This is a genomic window from Sporosarcina koreensis (assembly GCF_042655825.1).
GTDB lineage: Bacteria > Bacillota > Bacilli > Bacillales_A > Planococcaceae > Sporosarcina > Sporosarcina koreensis.
Genome location: NZ_JBHSNP010000028.1, coordinates 355290 through 373441, shown reverse-complemented (window position 1 = coordinate 373441; position 18152 = coordinate 355290). Strand labels below are relative to the sequence as shown.

Genomic DNA, 18152 nt, shown 5'->3' with positions numbered 1-18152 from the left:
TGCCCAGCCCCTACAAGGTGACTTGAGGGTGAAGATATAGTCTATTCCATGTTCGAAAGGCATGGCGGCAAAGCAAGCCAACCAACAACCGCAAGGTGTACTTCAGCTTCTACGTTAAATCTTTTAAAACGCGTTCCGATTTCGGATCGCGTTTTAAATTTGAAATAAATATATTAAGGCTTTACTTATCTTAATTAATTTGTTTTTAATTTTCTGGATAACCGCCCATGTATTGGATTGAGTTTATAAAAAGCAAGTTAGCATCAAGAATATTGTTTTACCTGTTTTAAAGGTTTCTTACTATACAATACTTCTCTACATTTACATATTGAAATTCCTAATTTGTAGCCGATATATATACTATAATAATAAACTTTGTATATTATATAAAAACGGAGGGGTTCCCCTTGGAATTAATTTTTCAACAACAATCTGTGAAATTGAACAGTTCAGTGTCTACGGAAGAGATAATTAAAAAAATTAATAACTTATTAGATAAAGGATATTATTTTAGTCATTTTATTGCAGATGGAATAGAAGTGTATGATGAACATGAATTCTATCTTAATAAAAATGGGGAGCACATATCACGACTTGAAATTATCGCAAAAACTGTTGAGGAATTTGTCAATGACTTACTACTTTCAACGGAAGAATATATTGAGCGAGCAAATCCTGATCTTATGATATTGGCGGAGGAGTTTTATGACAACCCAAATGCAGCAACCTGGGAGAGATTAGTTCAACTATTGGAAGGTTTACAATGGCTTGATGAAATGCTGTTAGTGATAGGTCAGAGTGGAACCGTGCCCACGAACTGGAAGGCGTATCTAACTGTGTCAGCAAAAATGCAGGAAAATATTCAGACCCTATCTGAGGCAGTTGAAAACAAAGATAATATATTAATAGGGGATATCATTAAATATGAATTGATTTCTGTTTTTGAAAATTTGAATAATGAAGTTAAACAGACAATTGATAATGAGGGAATACGTCATGATCTTAATTAATAATCGAAATATCCTCCGGCTAAAAGATCGAAAATTATTAAATTATATATCCCAATTTGATAATCGTAAGGTATCAGGGAATGTAATTGTTGAACAGGCGAAAACGGGAGTACCGACTATGAAAATTTTGCTTGACGGCCGGGCTCAATACCTCCAAAGTAAATATGATCCACAAAGTGAAGCGGAGCGATTTGTCAATAAATTTGCTGACGAAACCATTAAACATGTGTTATTTGTAGGGATAGGGGGAGGGTACCATATCAAACGATTTATGGAGACTCACCCAGATTCGAAGTTTTCTATATATGAGCCCGATGAAGAAGTTCTCCATGCTTATTTATCACACTTTCAATTAGAACAATTACCTTTACATAATCTAGTGAAAATATTTGTTGGTAAAGATATTAAAGCAATAGAAAGTGAAATCAAACAACTATTAAGCAAATCGAATAATGTACTGAAAATTATCACTTTGCCTGTTTATGAAAAGATATATGGGGTGCAAATCCAGACTATTTTTGAGCAGACGCTTGAGTCGCTTAAGGAAAGACACAGTTCATTAACAACTAATATATCATTCCAAAAACGTTGGACTATTAACTCTATCAAAAACTTTCCGACTTTATTTAAGACTCCAAATATATTATATGATATTGACAGAAGTTCTTTCGAGGGAAAACCAGCAATTATTGTAGCTGCCGGACCTTCTCTGAATGAGGAATTTGAAAATTTACGGTACATTAAAGAAAATGGTCTGGCCTATATATTTTCAGTCGGCTCTGCAATCAATGCATTAATTGACCAAGGGATTTACCCCGATGCGGCTTGTACGTATGATCCTTCTGAACTAAACCAATATGTTTTTCAGAAATTAAAGGATGAGAATATTTCTGAGATACCTTTAATATTCGGTAGTTCTGTTGGATTCGAAACATTGGAAGAGTACCCAGGGAAAATGTTTCATATGATTACAAGTCAAGACTCTGTATCACCCCAATTGTTAGACACTACACAGTCAATTGACATCGTTCTAGACGCACCTTCAATAGCGGTTGTCACATTTCAATTGCTTTGCCGACTTAAATGCAATCCTATTCTATTGGTAGGGCAAAACTTAGGGTATATAGAAAAAAAGCGGTATGCTAGTGGAATTAAATATAATTTTGTCGAAAATGAAGTAAGTGAAGAGGAGCAGAAAAAAGCTCTTATAATAAAAGATGTGTATGGAAATGATATACAGACTGATGATAGTTTTAATTCGATGCGACAGCAGCTCGAAATGCACATTGGAATGAATGAAAATTTCGAAGTGATTAATACGACAAAAGGAGGCGCTAAAATCAAGGGTACCCACTTTGCTCATCTGAAAGATTTGATTAAAGAAAGGCTGAACACTAAGCAAGTTATCTTTGCTTGGAAAGACCAGAACCCTTCTTACGAAATCCAGTATACAGATAAGCGGCTTGAATTGCTTGCACAAGCTGAGAAAAACTGCGGAAGATTAGCGCGAAAATTGTTAGAAACTTTAAGTGAAATTCATCAAATTAGGCTAAATAGACAGTGGAAAAATATTGAGAAACATTTTGCTGTTTTTGACAAACAGTTCGAGCAATTAAAAAGAAATGCTTTTTATAATGGTTTTATTGAACCGATGATAAGGGTGCAAAATGAACGATTATCGGAAGAAAGTAAATTATATCGCTATGAAAGAGACATTAATAAAAAAGTAGATGTCATAGTGCAAGTTTTCAATGCATTTTTACAAGAAGTTCATTTACATCATGAATTTGTTAAACCATATTTTGAAGAATTAAAATTAAGAATTGAAAACTTGACTAACAACGATAAAGAAAACGGGTGAAAAGATGTCTATGATGAAAAAAATACTCGTAACAGGTGCCGATGGTTTCATAGGCTCCCATTTAACGGAAGAACTAATTCGTCAAGGGTATGATGTACGCGCTTTTGTATATTATAATTCATATAATTCATGGGGATGGTTAGATCAATCTTCTCCTCAAATTAAGCAAAATCTAGATGTTTTCTCAGGTGATATTCGAGATCCGTACGGAGTTAAAGAAGCGATGAAGGGTTGTACGCATGTCCTTAACTTGGCAGCTTTGATTGCAATTCCCTACTCTTATCATTCGCCTGATACTTATGTTGACACGAATATTAAAGGAACTTTGAACATTGTTCAAGCTGCCCGAGAATTGGGTATTGAGAAAGTAGTCCATACATCCACAAGTGAAGTATACGGCACAGCACAATATGTCCCAATTGATGAAAATCATCCTTTGCAGGGGCAATCGCCATATTCTGCAACGAAGATAGCTGCAGATCAAATGGCAATTTCGTTTTATCGTTCTTTTGATACACCCGTCTCCATTATTCGCCCGTTTAACACATACGGCCCACGACAATCAGCGCGTGCCGTCATTCCTACGATTATTGGTCAACTTGCGGCCGGGAACACAACCATTAAGTTAGGTGCAATCAGTCCAACACGCGACTTTAACTATGTAAAGGATACAGTAAGTGGTTTCATCTCTATCATGAATAGTGAAAAATCAATAGGAGAAGTAATTAACATCGGTTCTAACTATGAGGTTTCGATTGGTGAAACTGCAGAAATGATTGCTAATATTATGGAAGTAGATTTAACCATTAAAACTGATGAGCAGCGTCTTCGCCCGAAAAAAAGCGAAGTAGAACGGCTTTGGGCTGCTAATCAAAAGGCTAAAGATTTTCTTGGATGGACACCTAGTTATGGCGGCAAAGAAGGATTTAGGCGTGGACTAGAAGAAACGGTTGAATGGTTTACAAACCCACAAAATCTAACATCCTACAAAATGGATGTGTATAACATATGAATGAGCAGTGGCTCACCTTTGCGAATGCGATAAAAGATCTATACCAAAAAGACTTTGTACCACTTCATGAACCTTCTTTTGATGAAACTGAAATTGACTATGTAACAGACTGTGTCAAGTCTGGTTGGGTCTCATCAGTTGGAAAATATGTAGATCGATTCGAACAGGAGTTAGCTGAGTTTACAGGTGTAAAGCGTGCTGTTGCTGTCGTCAATGGTACTGCTGCTCTGCAAATCGCCTTGAAGATTTCGGGAGTACAACCCGGTGATGAAGTATTTATGCCATCTTTGACGTTTGTTGCAACTGCGAATGCGGCTACATACTTGCAAGCAGTCCCGCATTTTGTTGATGTAAGTGGTATTACTCTAGGACTGGATCCGGAAAAACTTGAGGAACACATTCATGACATCGGTAAAATGATTAACGGACAGCTTATTAATAAACAGACAAATAGAGTAATCCGCGCGGTTGTACCAATGCACACATTTGGTCATCCGGTAGATCTTGAACCACTAATCAAGATGTGCGAGCGTTATAACCTTGTGCTTGTTGAAGATGCAGCGGAATCACTTGGTTCTTACTATAAAGGAAAGCATACCGGTGGATTCGGCCTTGTTGGGGCACTAAGTTTTAATGGCAATAAAATAATGACAACTGGTGGCGGTGGCGCCATTTTAACGAATGACGATAGACTGGCTGATTACGCTAAACACATAACAACTACCGCGAAAGTTCCCCATCGGTGGGCATACGATCATGATGAGATAGGCTATAACTATAGGTTGCCAAACATTAACGCAGCACTTGGTTGTGCGCAATTGCAAAAAATCCCGGCATTCATTGCTCAAAAAAGACAGCTAACAGAAACATATGAGAGCTTGGTTAACTCTTTAGATGGTGTCTCATTATTTAAAGAACCAATTACCGCCAGAGGAAACTACTGGTTGCAAACGTTAATACTTGAACCACAACATAATCGTGATAATATCTTGGACTTTTTGAATGATAATGGCGTTATGTCAAGACCAATATGGACTCCGATAAATGAATTAAAGCCATATAATAAAATGCCTAAATCCGACTTAACTGTAACAAAGGAATTGAAAAATTCTTTAATTAACATTCCAAGCACTCCGTTGAAAGTGAAGTGAAATCATTGCGCCGCAAAATATGTATCGTCACCGGTACAAGAGCCGAATATGGACTCCTGTACTGGCTTATGAAAGAAATTCAACAAGATGATGGACTTGAACTGCAATTGGTCGTTACGGGCATGCATTTGTCCTCAGAGTTTGGCATGACGTATAAACAAATCGAACAAGATGGATTTGTAATTGATGAGAAGGTGGAAATGCTTTTGTCATCGGATACTGCTGTTGGAGTTGCGAAATCGATTGGACTTGGAACAGTTGGTTTCGCCAGTGCATTTAATCGATTGAAACCTGATTTGTTAATTATTCTTGGTGATCGTTTTGAAATGATGGCAGCAGCACAAGCAGCGCTTGTTATGCAGTTACCAATTGCACATTTGCATGGTGGTGAATTATCCTTTGGTGCCTATGACGATTCAATTCGCCACTCGATTACAAAAATGGCAACTTGGCATTTTGTTAGTACGGAGTCACATCGTAAGCGAGTTATCCAGCTTGGAGAACATCCAGAACGTGTTTGGAATGTTGGCGCAATCGGTATTGAAAATATATTAAAAATCCCTTTACTATCCAAGGAAGAATTGTATGCAGAACTCAAACTTGAAGATAGGCTACCGTTATTCCTAATTACATTTCATCCTGAAACAAATGGCGTTACAAAAGGTATATATCCACTTCTCACAGCGTTAAATAACTATTCGGAAACCAATCTTGTGTTTACAAAGGCGAATGCAGATAACGGGGGAAGAGCGATCAATGAGGCGATCGAACAATTTGTATTAAGAAATGACAATGCGTTTCTTTTCGAATCATTAGGGCAGTTACGCTATCTAAGCGCAGTGAAACACGCAAATGCTGTAATTGGTAATTCATCTAGTGGTCTTATTGAAGTTCCATATTTACAAACGCCAACGGTTAATTGCGGCAACCGGCAGATGGGAAGAGAATGCCCTTCGTCAGTAATAAATGCTGCTTTAGACGGGAAATCTATATACCAAGCAATTGAAACTGCACTTAATTTTCAAGGTCCTTATGAACACATTTTTGGAGATGGGAAAGTTTCATCGGCAATTGTAAGGAAAATCAAAAACATGCCGTCCTATTCGATTCAAAAGGAGTTTTATGACTTATGAACAATACAACTTACATCATCGCCGAAGCAGGTGTTAACCATAATGGCTCCCTTAGTATAGCGAAGCAATTAGTAGATATAGCAAAAAATTCTGGAGCAGACGCTGTGAAGTTTCAGACATTTAAAGCGGGAAATTTGGTGACACGGGCTGTTCAACAAGCTGATTATCAAGTGAATAATCTAGGTAAGGCAACTTCTCAATTTGAAATGTTGAAAAACCTCGAGTTGTCATTTGAAGAATTTCTTGAACTAAAAAGTTATTGTGACTCACTTCAAATTGAATTTTTATCGACTCCTTTTGATTTTGAAAGTGTCGATTTTTTATTAAATGATATCAAAATGCGTAAGGTTAAAGTTCCCTCGGGTGAACTTACGAACAGTCCATTTATTCATTATATCGCTACAAAGAGGAAGCCAATGATTGTATCGACTGGCATGGCGACAATGGAAGATATTCATGAAGCATTGTCATTCATAGCTTACGGATTGGGGTTTCCAAAGAAATCTGTTGACCTTAATCAAGTAAAAGCTTTCTATCAAACGGATGAAGCTAAAAATCTTTTAAATGAATTTGTGACTGTTTTACATTGTACAACTGAGTACCCTGCACCATTTGAAACAATTAATTTGCAGGCAATAACTTCCATGAAAGAAGAATTGAACTTATCAATCGGGTTTTCGGATCATTCAGAAGGCATCGCTGTGCCAATTGCGGCAGTTGCACTTGGTGCATCAATTATTGAAAAACATGTTACATTAGATTGCAATTTGCCAGGTCCAGATCACCGTGCTTCATTGGAGCCAAATGAGTTAAAGGAAATGGTAACTGGAATCAGGGCAATTGAACAATCTCTCGGTAATGGCAACAAAATGCCGACACGAATTGAACTTAAAAATCGAATAGTTGCTAGGAAGAGTATTGTCGCGAATAAGGAAATCTCAGCAGGTGAAGTACTTACGGAAAATCATTTTGCCATTAAACGAGCGGGCAATGGAATGCCACCAACAGCCTATTGGACCTTAATTGGTACAGTGGCCAAGAAATCATATAAGGCGGATGAATTAATTGATGAATAAACCAATTATCATGATTGGAAATGGTGGCCATGCTTCTGTTTTAGTCGAAACATTAATTGGTCAAGGAAGAGAAATAAAGGGGTATACTGCTCCTGAAGAGGATAACGACTTTTTTGAGTTGTTGTATATAGGAATGGATGATGCAATTACGAAATATAAGCCTGATGAAGTGGAACTTGTTTTAGGGATTGGCACGATAACTATTTCCAAAAAAAGAAAGTTGGTTTTTGAAAAATTCAAAGCAAAAGGATATTTGTTTACGAATGTTATTCATTCAACGGCTATAATATCTCCTTCTACAAATATTGGACAAGGGGTACAAATTATGGCAGGGGCCATACTGCAGACCAATGTATCAATTGCTGACAACACAATTATTAATACGGGAACGATTATAGATCATGACTGTATGATTGGAAGTCATGTCCATTTAGCCCCTGGTTCAACACTGTCAGGTGGAGTCAGAATAGGTGACGGATGCCATATTGGAACAGGTACTTCTATTATCCAAGGGATAACGATCGGAGAAGAGTCGATAGTTGGAGCCGGTTCAGTCATTGTGAAAAATGTAGGGAATAAGAAAAAAGTTTATGGAGTCCCAGCAAAGGAAGTGTAATAAGTGAAGAGTTGGAAGGACGTTCTCATTAAACCTCAGACAACGATATTAGAGGCAATGAAAATTATCGACGCTACAACGATGCAATTTGTTGCTGTAGTTGATGAAAAGATGATTCTCCTAGGGACGGTAACAGACGGGGATATTCGTCGTGGAATCCTCAAAGGGCTTCCCCTTGAAAGTGCCATTAGTGAGGTTATGAACCAAGCTCCATTCTACGAACAAGAAGGAAAAAAATATACTCACTATAAAAAAAGAATGCGAGAAAGAAACTTAAAGCAACTGCCAATCCTTTCAAAGGATAATAAATTGCAACGTATATTATTTTCTGATGAACTTGACTTATTGATAAAAAAAGATAATAAAGTAGTGTTAATGGTTGGCGGGCTTGGAACTAGACTTCGTCCATTGACAGACAAAATACCTAAGCCGATGTTGAACGTTGGAAATAAACCAATACTTGAAACAATTATTGAAAGCTTTAAAACCTATGGATTTACTAATTTCATAATGTCCGTAAATTATAAAAAGGAAATGATTATGGATCATTTTCAAGATGGTACTCATTTGGGCGTTAATATTGAATACATAGTAGAAACAAAAAGGCTGGGTACAGCAGGGGCTCTTTCATTACTTCCTGAAAAGCCAAGTCAGCCATTTTTTGTGATGAATGGAGATCTTTTAACAAAAGTCAATTTTGAACAGTTACTGGATTTTCATATGGAAACGAATTCATTAGCAACGATGTGCGTGCGTGAATATGAATATCAAATTCCATATGGAGTTATTGAAACGGAGAATGATCAATTACTATCAATTGTGGAAAAGCCTGTACATAAGAGTTTTGTGAATGCAGGAATCTATGTACTGAGTCCAAAAGCATTAGAATATGTTCCAAATGATAAATTTCATGACATGACAGAACTATACAAAAAGTTTTTGTGTGAAAAAGCAAATGTGTCGGCATTTCCATTGAGGGAATACTGGTTAGATATAGGACGATTAGATGATTACGAGAAAGCAAATAATGAATTTGATAAAGGATATAAAAGGAGGCATTTTATATGAAATTTTGTAAAAAATGTGTGATGCCGAATACAAGACCCGGAATTTATTTTGATGAGGAAGGAATTTGTCAAGCATGTAGGGCGGAAGAACAAAAAAATAAAACAGATTGGCAACTACGTTACCAAGAATTAGAGCAGCTATGCGATAAACATCGCCGAAAAGACAATTCCGAATTCGATTGTATTATCGCAGTAAGTGGCGGGAAAGATAGTCATTTTCAAGTTTATTTCTTAAAAGAAGTAATGAATATGAATCCACTACTTGTATCAGTAGAAGATAATTTTGATATGACAGAGGCTGGGAAATCCAATATTAAAAATATTTCAGAGAGATTCGGTTGCCATATTATTTCATTGAAACCCAATTTAAAGGCTCAGAAATTTATTATGAGAAAGACTTTTGAAAAATACGGAAAGCCAACATGGTTCATTGATCGTCTAATCTATACATATCCTCTTCATATTGCAAATAAATTTAAAATACCATTGATAATTTATGGTGAAAATATTAGCTATGAATATGGTGGCGAAGAGCGTCAGGAAACATATTCGGCTAAGAATCAAATTAACAATGGTGTAGCTTCCGATATCGATTATGATGAGCTAATCGATGAGAATATCTTATTGTCAGACTTAAATTTATGCACTCCACCATCGGCAAATGAGCTTAGTATGTTAGAACCAATTTATTTAAGTTACTATGTCAAATGGAATAGTTATTCCAATTATGTGTTTTCGAAAAAAAATGGATTTAAAGACCTTACTCATGAATGGAATCGTGAACACACTTTTGAAAACTTTGATCAAATAGAAACTCCAGCTTATTTAGTTCACCCATGGTTAAAATATCCGAAGTTTGGACATGCTTCTGCAACTGATTATGCATCAAAATTCATCCGTTATGGACTAATAACTAGAGAAGAAGGCATTAAATTAGTTAAAAAACACGACCATAAATTAGACCAAAGAGCAGCACAAGAATTTATTAATTTTTTGGGTTATAGCCAAACGGAGTTTTATAAAATTATTGATGGATTTTATAATGAGGAATTATTCCAAAAAAATATTTTTGGCGAATGGCAACTTAAAAAACCTATATGGGAATCTTGAGATATGCCATATAAAAAAAGAATTGTGGTAATTGGTTATGGGTCAATCGGTCAAAGGCATACAAAGATATTGAATGAACTAGGTCATCATGTGGTTATAGTTTCTAGAAAAAAAGTAGATTATCCCTTTTACTATTCTAATATTAAAGAAGCATTAGTTGAACAACCGGATTATATAGTGATTGCAAATGAAACTAGCAAACACAAGAATAGTTTAAATGAATTAAAGAACCTTGGGTATAATAAAAAAATATTAGTCGAAAAACCACTATTTCCTTTTGCAATAAATTGCAATTTAGATTTTTCTTCATTATACGTTGGATATAATTTACGATTTCATCCCATCGTGCAGACACTTTATAGGAAAATAAGAAACTCTACAATTATCTCAGTACAATGTTATGTTGGTCAATACTTACCTTCTTGGCGCCCTGGAACTAATTATATTGAATCGTATTCAGCTAGTTCCTCCAAGGGGGGCGGTGTTATTCGCGATTTGAGCCATGAATTGGATTACTTACAGTTTTTGTTTGGGGAATGGAATAAAATGACTGCTCTAGGCGGGAAATTTAGTCAGCTGGAAATTGATTCGGATGACCATTATACTTTTATTTTCGAAACAAAACGAGTACCAATCGTTACGCTTCAAATGAATTATATAGATCATTTAATACAGCGTGAGTTAATAATAAACACGGATGAGGTAACATATAAAGCCGATTTCATTCAGAACTCTTTGCAAATAAATGATGAATTAATTCAATTTAATGTAGGTCGAGATGAAACATATAAAAAACAACATCAGGCAGTTTTAAATGGAGAAAATGAATTTTTATGTTCATATGAAAAAGGTCTGGATATTGTAAAAATGATTGAAATGGCGGAGAAGGCTTCAAAAGAGAAAGTGTGGGTGTCGAATGAGTAGAATCTGTACAATTTGTGCAAGAGGTGGCTCAAAAGGGGTAAAGAATAAAAATATTAGGATGTTGGCAGGGAAGCCGTTAATTGCTCATAGTATCCAACAGGCGAAACAAAGTGGCTTGTTCGATGTAATAGCAGTCAGCAGTGACAGTAAAGACATTTTAGCTGTTGCAGAGCAATATGGTGCGGATGTATTAGTTAATCGGCCTTATGAACTGGCAACAGATCAAACAGCAAAATTGCCTGTTATTCAACATTGCTTGACGACTGTAGAAGAGAAATTAGGAAGACAGTTTGAGTTAATTGTTGATTTGGATGCTACATCCCCTCTGAGATTAATTGAGGATATTGTGCAGTCAGTTCAACTGTACGAAGAAAATATAGATGCGGATAATTTAATTTCAGGTGCGCCGTCAAGAAGAAGTCCATACTTTAATTTAGTTGAAGTAAATAGTGAGGGTTACGCTCGTTTATCAAAGAGGCTCGACAAAATAATTGTACGTAGGCAAGATGTTCCTAATTGTTATGATATGAATGCTTCTATCTATATTTGGAAAAGAGCAAAATTACTGAATTCAAAATCCGTATTTCAAGCTAAAACTTTATTGTATGTAATGCCTGAAGAACGTTCAATTGATATCGACTCCGAAATTGATTTTGAATTTGTATCATTTTTGGCTAAGAAAAGAGGAGAACTATCATAAAAAAGTCTTATATTAATAAGTTTAATCTGGATGGGAAAACAGCTATTGTTACAGGCGGTGCGGGGATTTTAGGTACCCATTTTTGCTCGGGACTTGCCGAGGCGGGTGCTAATATTGCAGTAGTGGATGTTAATATTGATGTAGCGAGGAATCTGGCTACTGCGATAACACAGCGATTCGGAAGAAATGCTGTAGCGATTGAATGTGATGTCTCATCTGAAACGTCAGTGAAAGAAATGGTTGAAACAGTGCTCAGTGAATTTGGCGAAATTAACATTTTACATAACAATGCGGCTGGTAAATCAAATGACTTAGATGCTTTTTTTGCAGACTTCGAAGACTATGAATTAGACCAGTGGCAAGAAATTATGAGCACGAATCTGGATGGAATGTTTCTCGTAGCAAAACATGTTGGAAAAGTAATGAAAAAGCAACAAAAAGGTGGTTCTATAATTCAAACATCTTCAATTTACGGTATTATGGCTCCAGATCAACGAATCTATGAAGGTTCTTATTATTTGGACCGTCAAATTAATTCTCCTGCAATTTACTCAGCGTCAAAAGCTGGTGTTATCGGACTCACCAAATATCTTGCAACTTACTGGGCTAAAGATGGGATTCGAGTTAATTCAATTACGCCTGGTGGGGTTGAGAGTGGGCAAAATCAAACTTTTAAGAAAAATTATAGTGATCGTATTCCGCTAGGACGCATGTCTAAACCCGAAGAGATGGTCGGAGCTCTTATTTACCTTGCTTCAGAGGCATCAAGCTACGTTACAGGACAAAACATAATAATTGACGGAGGTTTGAATACTTGGTAATTGCAGAGAGGGATTAAGCCTAGAATGAAATAAAGGGATATCACTCTAAATTAATGACTTGAGAAGATACTTAATAGATTACAAAGTATTCAAATACAATATTAATCTTGTTAAGTTTAATTTAAGGTAATCAAGTTATTTTGCCCAAAAATACTCTGTCTGTAAAGGCAGCAAAACGATATTAGGAGAGTATATGGCAGAAAATCAAAGTATCACTATACCGGCTCATCATAATATTTATAATGGCTCAACAGGCAGGGGTTTAAGGATCGATTTTTCATATCCTTCTGCTGGAGTAACAACAGAAACAGGTTTACTACTAATAGTGCCTGGATTTGGCGGGAATATAGAATCTAAAGTTTATAGAAAAATGCGAGATAGACTTGCAGACGATTATAATTTGGTAACTTTACAATGTGCTTACTTTGGCGATCTGTATATGCAAGGAGCAGAAAATTTCACTTTGCAAAACACGGAACATTTTGTTCAAAAGTATCTAGATCCCAAACAACAGTTGGAGTTTCGAAAAAAACCAACTAATTTGCTGAGCTTACTTTCTTCTAAGGCAATTACTTTGCCAGTACTCGCACAATTAAATGAAACAATGGAAGAGTTCAATGACATGGGCTTCATGCAGGCAATAGATCTGATAACAGCAATTGATGCAATTATTATTATTCTAAAGGAAAATGGACTAAGTTTTAATGAGCAAAAGATAATTGGCTATGGACATTCGCATGGTGCATATTTACTTCATTTAGTTAACCGGATGGCACCGCATTTAATTTCCACAATCATCGATAATTCATCCTGGATAGAACCTGTATATTTGACGAATAATCGTTACTTGTTCCAAAAACTAAATGAATTAACCATACAGATAGAATTTGAGTATCTTGCCAAAAAAGTTATAAAGGATAAACAATCTTTGAATTTAGCTACCCTTTACTGCGATTTTGATAATCAGACTGAAATTATGTCTTTTCAAGGAACCGATGATAATTTAATCAACCACCGTGAAAAGCAAGCTATTATTAGTGGCATTGATAACGCAAAGTTTATTTTAGTTAATGAAAAAGATGTGGATCAAATTGTTTTTAAATCTAATGGTCATGGATTAGATGCGGATTTTTTGAAAATGTTTGAAATGGCATATAATGAATGTAACTTTGAAGTAACTAAGGTTGAAAAGAAAAAAGCTTATAAGGTAGTCCTATCGAATACCACAATTTACGTTGATTACTCTCAAGGGCTACCGTTATTTCAATTGGAATAACAGACTTAACAGCTACGGAATCACGTATCCGCGACGTGGATTGTGTCTTAAATGTTGCGTAGGCAATGACAGACACAATCGTCGTGAGTATGATCGGGTGAATTGCTGGAATCCCCTGAAGCTTTCTTTCCCACAACGTAACTGGAAACGGCAAGCGTGACTGGCCGAAAAGAAGAGAGATTGGGCAATCAGCAGCCAAGCTCATGTCTCGAAAGAGTGGAGAAGGTTCAACGACTAGTATACCATCTACCGCACAAGCCATGATGATGAAACCATAGGAAACGCAAAACTGAGTATCTTGCCGATCCGAAGTGCCCGACCCCTACCGAGCAATCGAAGGGTGAAGATATAGTCTAGTCATTAGTGAAAGCTAATATTCGCACGATGGCGAAAGAAATGATGGAGTTCACAAAGAACAACATCCTTACTCAAGCAGCACAAGCAATGTTGGCTCAAGCACAGCAAACCCCGCAAGGAGTCTTACAACTTCTTCGATAATGTTGTGAACGGGCGTCTAACTTGGTAACGAGTTAGATGATTACTGGGTGAATTGCTGAAACCTTCTGAGAGCTCTTCTGCCACAGCGGAATTGGAAACGATAAACGCGAAGGCTTGAAAAACGAAGAGATTGGACAATCAGCAGCGAAGCCCCTGTCGGGAAACCATGGGGAACGTACAACGACTAGGATATATCGTCAAAGGCTAACGCTATGGCGGTTAAATCCGTAGGGTGTTACGAGTCGTAACATTCGAAGTGCCCAGCCCCTACAAGGAAACTTGCGGGTGAAGATACAGTCTATTCTGTAATCGAAAGATACAGTCGCAAAGCAAGCGAACCAACAACCACAAGGCGTACTTCAATTGCTTCGTTAATTTGGTTATTAAAACGCGGTCCGGAGTTTCCGGCCGCGTTTTTTGTTGAAATAATTGCTATAAAATATTATTGTTTAATCTATAACATTACGAAAAATGAAATTCAAATCTATGCTGTATTTTTTGATTTTATGGTATTATTTATAAATATATAATATCGGGAGTGGGTTGACAATGGAGATTAATTTGGACTTATCCAAGCTTATAACAAATGAAGAAAAGGTTCTTTTGAAAAATATCCTTAATAAAGGGACATCTGAGTTTACTGATATTATAGAAGGAGTATGTATGGCTGCCATTGCTGAATACTTTGAAATGATGCTAGGAAAACAAGTACCAACTCGTGCGAACGAAATTCAAGAAAGAAGGCTCTTTCATTTGTTGAAACATTACTTTGATGGAAGAATTCCTAGCGAATCGGAAATTTCCGCGATATTCCAACTTACTGAATCCGGAAGCAGGTCACTTTTAAGAAATGTCAGAACTAGGTTCAAATTTGATTTGAAAGAGGAAATGGAGTATACCATTAAAAATACATTACTTCAAGCTGTATCGGCGAATGATTCTTACAGGGTGGTAATACAATCTGACAATATACTTGAAGAATTAAGACAGGTTGTATCTATGAAAGGGGCTAAACTTGAGCAAATCTCAAAAGTGAAGGGATCGGCAGGTCTTTACAATATTCCGGAAGATACATTTGACCTATTATGTGCAAATTATAATATTTCAAGAGCTCAACTAGAAGCAGCGATGGCCGATATTTAACTATGGAAATTAATGAAGAGATTCTGAATGTGTTCCAAGCAGTCAGTATAATACTTGTTTTTGTAACTCTTCTGTTCGGCGTGAAATACCCCATTATAATAAATGAGCTGGAAAAAGAATTTCCTTTAGGTGAAAAAGCTATCAAAAAGGAGAAGAAAAGATTAAGTAGAGTTTTCATTTTTCACTGTTTCCCACAATTAATAGTCTTTGGTTTAGCTTCATACTTATTTACTCCATTGGCAGTAAAGATATTAAGAGTTTCAACTATTAGTTTCTGGAATTTTGATTTCCTCAGAACAGCTTATATATTCTCTTTTACATGGATTTGGGGTATGTTTTTCTGGTCGTTATATTTGGGTTTGCAAGTAATATTGAAAAATAAGAATTCCAAGGTATAGACAGTTGATCCTTAATTTGGTTATTAAGATGTTTTTTTGCAAATGGTATATTTTGTTTGTCAAAAAATAAATGAGGTGATTAAATGGATGTCTACTATAGAATGGAATTAGCTGCAAGAAGAGCATAAGGCATTGAAGATGGGCTGGGAATGGGAGCGTTTATTAGTGCAGGAAGTATTAAATCTGGGGATGGCTTGGTAGGGTTGATTGCTAGCTTAGCTCCCTATTATAAAAGTGGTTCGGAAGAAGTGCGTCGTAACATTGATTCGATAATTTCTAGCCACTTAGGATCGAAAGAACCTGTCTCTAATTCAAGATATGAACAAGAAATAATTTCTGCAACTAACGCACTTAATGCTTTTCTAGATGAGACAATTGCATAGATCTTTTTTGAAGAATGAGAAGTGCATTTTAGGGAGTCGATAGTGGATGATATGGAACTAGTAGATTTACATCAAATTGGAATAGACCAGATTATTTGACGTCCCATCCACGCCGATAGAACGTGCATCAAGATGTTTAGCAAATTAATTACAGTAATGAAAACAAAGCATTGTTGATCTGAAAAATCATCAATGTTTTTTTCTTTCACCTATAGTAAATCTTCCCTTCTCAAGTCATCTTTCCCCCTCACCTCCAATATACATATATATAACAACCCACCGACAACCCAATCTCGGACAAGCATTACCCCGGGAACCAAAGGAGGAATACATCTAAAATAAATTACAGCCATAACACAACTCGCACCAAAAAATCGAATAAAGGGGGAACTTGCAAATGAAAAAGACTTTCACGCTTTTATTTCTCACCATGATCGTCTTCGCCCTAATCCTTTCCGGCTGTGGAGGGAAGAAGGCGAAAAAGGGCAATCGGGAAATTATCGTTGCAGCTATTTCAGAACCGGATTCAGTCGATGTGCACCGTACGTCTTCTATGGGAGACGCGAACTCTGCGCTGTATGATCCATTAATGAAGTATGACGATGACGGAAATATTGTCGGAAATTTAGTAAAGGAATATACGGTTTCGCCGGATGGCAAGGAAGTGACATTCGAGCTGAAGGAGGGCGTCGAATTTCATTCCAGAAAGCCTGTTAATGCAGAAGCGGTGAAGAAGTCGTTTGAACGGTTGATGGAGTCGTCTCCTTTTAAGACGAACGCTGGAGATATCGAAAGCATCGAAGTTGTCAGTGAGTATGTATTTAAGATTCGATGGGTTGAGCCGTTCGCCCCGTTCTTCACGAATGCGACTTCGGATTATTTATCCCCGATTGATGTCTCTGTACTCGATAGCAACGGGGAGGGGTTTGAGAAAAATCCGAGCGCCACGGGTGCTTTAAAGCTTAAGGAAATTAAGCGTGGAGATTCGTTAGTGTACGAACCGAGTGATAAATATGATTGGGGTAAAGATGGACCGGGCTTTGACAAAGTAACATTCCGTTTCATTCCTGATGAAGAGACACGCATTTTGGAATTCAAAAAAGGAAATGTCGATGTGTTAGAAAGCGTTCCTTATCAATATATCGAAGAGCTTGAGAAGCAAGATGGTGTAACGATTGTACGGGTGCCGAACTACGTATTGAGTTACCTCGGCTGGAATAACAAGAAGCCGCTTTTTCAAGACGTGCGCGTAAGGCAAGCGATTGCGATGGCAATTGACCGTGATGCAATCATTTCGAATACATTCAGAGGCGAGGCGAAGCCGGTGTTTGGTCCATTGCCTCCGGCGACGTTTGGTTACAATGAAAAAATCGAAGAGATGGCGCGCAGCAAATATGCAAAGGATCTTGATAAAGCGAAACAATTATTATCCGAGGCAGGCTGGAAAGATAAAAATAAAGACGGCATCGTCATGAAGGACGGTAAACCGTTCAAAGTTGACCTTTGGGTGGATGATGATCCGGCAAACCAACGTGCTGCACAGATCATTCAAAATCAATTGAAGGAAATCGGGATTAACCTCTCCATTTCGGTGAAAGAATCAGCGACGATCATCGATCAGACACCGAAGGGCGCACATGAAATGCTGCTCTGGAGTTTTGGCTGGCTTGATGCCGATGTGCTGAACTTCCTTTTATTCGGGGAAGAAAAATCGAAGCGACTCCATTATGAAGTGAAAGAAATCTATGACCTTCTAGAAAAAGGCGCAGTTGAAATGGATCAGGAGAAACGGTTGAAACTGTATGAGGACGCCCAAAAGCTGTTAGTTGAGCAATCGCCTTGGGTTCCGCTTTATGTGAAAGAAAACATTACGGCGATCCGGAATTTCGAAGAGTTTGAGATTCATCCGAAGCGGAATCTCATTATGTGGGAAAACGTCAAAGTTAAAAAATAGTCGATTTCACGGGAACGCA

Annotated in this window: 16 protein-coding genes and 1 pseudogene; all 17 read left to right on the top strand. The window is 37.0% G+C overall.

Annotated elements, in window-relative coordinates:
- The first annotated feature begins 407 nt into the window (after positions 1-407).
- The 17 genes and pseudogenes from ACFPTP_RS15955 (at position 408) to ACFPTP_RS15875 (ending at position 18133) form a co-directional block, all read left to right on the top strand.
- Complete coding sequence (locus tag ACFPTP_RS15955) at positions 408-1010, top strand: hypothetical protein (RefSeq protein WP_381446793.1); 603 nt, start codon at positions 408-410, stop codon at positions 1008-1010.
- Positions 958-2871, top strand: a complete 1914-nt coding sequence (locus ACFPTP_RS15950) for a motility associated factor glycosyltransferase family protein (RefSeq protein ID WP_465269808.1) — start codon at positions 958-960, stop codon at positions 2869-2871. The genes ACFPTP_RS15955 and ACFPTP_RS15950 overlap by 53 nt, the downstream gene beginning before the upstream one ends.
- Before the next feature lie 13 nt (positions 2872-2884).
- Positions 2885-3883 (top strand): NAD-dependent 4,6-dehydratase LegB, encoded by a 999-nt coding sequence (locus ACFPTP_RS15945; RefSeq protein ID WP_381446789.1) that lies wholly within the window; start codon positions 2885-2887, stop codon positions 3881-3883.
- Positions 3880-5034 carry a LegC family aminotransferase gene (locus ACFPTP_RS15940; RefSeq protein WP_381446787.1) on the top strand — a complete coding sequence of 385 codons (1155 nt, stop codon included), beginning with the start codon at positions 3880-3882 and terminating at the stop codon, positions 5032-5034. The genes ACFPTP_RS15945 and ACFPTP_RS15940 overlap by 4 nt, the downstream gene beginning before the upstream one ends.
- A 5-nt stretch (positions 5035-5039) precedes the next feature.
- Positions 5040-6167: a UDP-N-acetylglucosamine 2-epimerase gene (gene neuC / locus ACFPTP_RS15935; RefSeq protein WP_381446785.1), complete on the top strand. Its 1128-nt coding sequence runs from the start codon at positions 5040-5042 to the stop codon at positions 6165-6167.
- Positions 6164-7243, top strand: a complete 1080-nt coding sequence (gene neuB / locus ACFPTP_RS15930) for an N-acetylneuraminate synthase (protein ID WP_381446783.1) — start codon at positions 6164-6166, stop codon at positions 7241-7243. Before neuC ends, neuB begins: the two co-directional genes overlap by 4 nt.
- The gene (locus ACFPTP_RS15925; RefSeq protein WP_381446837.1) at positions 7236-7859 is read left to right on the top strand and encodes an acetyltransferase; all 624 of its coding nucleotides are present in this window, start codon (positions 7236-7238) and stop codon (positions 7857-7859) included. The genes neuB and ACFPTP_RS15925 overlap by 8 nt, the downstream gene beginning before the upstream one ends.
- Before the next feature lie 3 nt (positions 7860-7862).
- Positions 7863-8927, top strand: coding sequence for a nucleotidyltransferase family protein (locus ACFPTP_RS15920; protein WP_381446781.1), 1065 nt, complete (start codon positions 7863-7865; stop codon positions 8925-8927).
- Positions 8924-10036, top strand: coding sequence for an N-acetyl sugar amidotransferase (locus ACFPTP_RS15915; protein WP_381446779.1), 1113 nt, complete (start codon positions 8924-8926; stop codon positions 10034-10036). The genes ACFPTP_RS15920 and ACFPTP_RS15915 overlap by 4 nt, the downstream gene beginning before the upstream one ends.
- Before the next feature lie 3 nt (positions 10037-10039).
- Positions 10040-10960 (top strand): Gfo/Idh/MocA family protein, encoded by a 921-nt coding sequence (locus ACFPTP_RS15910; RefSeq protein WP_381446777.1) that lies wholly within the window; start codon positions 10040-10042, stop codon positions 10958-10960.
- Positions 10953-11660, top strand: coding sequence for an acylneuraminate cytidylyltransferase family protein (locus ACFPTP_RS15905; RefSeq protein ID WP_381446775.1), 708 nt, complete (start codon positions 10953-10955; stop codon positions 11658-11660). Before ACFPTP_RS15910 ends, ACFPTP_RS15905 begins: the two co-directional genes overlap by 8 nt.
- Entirely contained in the window at positions 11654-12481 is an 828-nt protein-coding gene (locus ACFPTP_RS15900; protein ID WP_381446835.1) for an SDR family oxidoreductase, read from the top strand. Before ACFPTP_RS15905 ends, ACFPTP_RS15900 begins: the two co-directional genes overlap by 7 nt.
- Positions 12482-12674: 193 nt before the next feature.
- Positions 12675-13757 (top strand): DUF2920 family protein, encoded by a 1083-nt coding sequence (locus ACFPTP_RS15895; protein ID WP_381446773.1) that lies wholly within the window; start codon positions 12675-12677, stop codon positions 13755-13757.
- A gap of 384 nt (positions 13758-14141) precedes the next feature.
- A pseudogene (locus ACFPTP_RS15890) lies at positions 14142-14255 on the top strand (flagellin); the annotation flags it as partial.
- A gap of 549 nt (positions 14256-14804) precedes the next feature.
- Positions 14805-15398 carry a hypothetical protein gene (locus tag ACFPTP_RS15885; protein ID WP_381446770.1) on the top strand — a complete coding sequence of 198 codons (594 nt, stop codon included), beginning with the start codon at positions 14805-14807 and terminating at the stop codon, positions 15396-15398.
- Positions 15399-15945: 547 nt separating this feature from the next.
- Complete coding sequence (locus ACFPTP_RS15880) at positions 15946-16179, top strand: hypothetical protein (RefSeq protein ID WP_381446768.1); 234 nt, start codon at positions 15946-15948, stop codon at positions 16177-16179.
- A gap of 397 nt (positions 16180-16576) precedes the next feature.
- Complete coding sequence (locus tag ACFPTP_RS15875; RefSeq protein WP_381446766.1) at positions 16577-18133, top strand: ABC transporter substrate-binding protein; 1557 nt, start codon at positions 16577-16579, stop codon at positions 18131-18133.
- Positions 18134-18152 lie beyond the last annotated feature (19 nt).

What these genes read in the sequence shown, in the direction of transcription:
- ACFPTP_RS15915 (WP_381446779.1), top strand. Translation starts at nt 8,924, where the DNA reads ATGAAATTTTGTAAAAAATGTGTGATGCCGAATACAAGACCCGGAATT.
- ACFPTP_RS15950 (WP_465269808.1), top strand. Translation starts at nt 958, where the DNA reads ATGAAGTTAAACAGACAATTGATAATGAGGGAATACGTCATGATCTTA.
- ACFPTP_RS15925 (WP_381446837.1), top strand. Translation starts at nt 7,236, where the DNA reads ATGAATAAACCAATTATCATGATTGGAAATGGTGGCCATGCTTCTGTT.
- ACFPTP_RS15895 (WP_381446773.1), top strand. Translation starts at nt 12,675, where the DNA reads ATGGCAGAAAATCAAAGTATCACTATACCGGCTCATCATAATATTTAT.
- ACFPTP_RS15875 (WP_381446766.1), top strand. Translation starts at nt 16,577, where the DNA reads ATGAAAAAGACTTTCACGCTTTTATTTCTCACCATGATCGTCTTCGCC.
- ACFPTP_RS15905 (WP_381446775.1), top strand. Translation starts at nt 10,953, where the DNA reads ATGAGTAGAATCTGTACAATTTGTGCAAGAGGTGGCTCAAAAGGGGTA.
- ACFPTP_RS15945 (WP_381446789.1), top strand. Translation starts at nt 2,885, where the DNA reads ATGAAAAAAATACTCGTAACAGGTGCCGATGGTTTCATAGGCTCCCAT.
- ACFPTP_RS15885 (WP_381446770.1), top strand. Translation starts at nt 14,805, where the DNA reads ATGGAGATTAATTTGGACTTATCCAAGCTTATAACAAATGAAGAAAAG.
- ACFPTP_RS15940 (WP_381446787.1), top strand. Translation starts at nt 3,880, where the DNA reads ATGAATGAGCAGTGGCTCACCTTTGCGAATGCGATAAAAGATCTATAC.
- neuB (WP_381446783.1), top strand. Translation starts at nt 6,164, where the DNA reads ATGAACAATACAACTTACATCATCGCCGAAGCAGGTGTTAACCATAAT.
- ACFPTP_RS15880 (WP_381446768.1), top strand. Translation starts at nt 15,946, where the DNA reads ATGGGAGCGTTTATTAGTGCAGGAAGTATTAAATCTGGGGATGGCTTG.
- ACFPTP_RS15910 (WP_381446777.1), top strand. Translation starts at nt 10,040, where the DNA reads ATGCCATATAAAAAAAGAATTGTGGTAATTGGTTATGGGTCAATCGGT.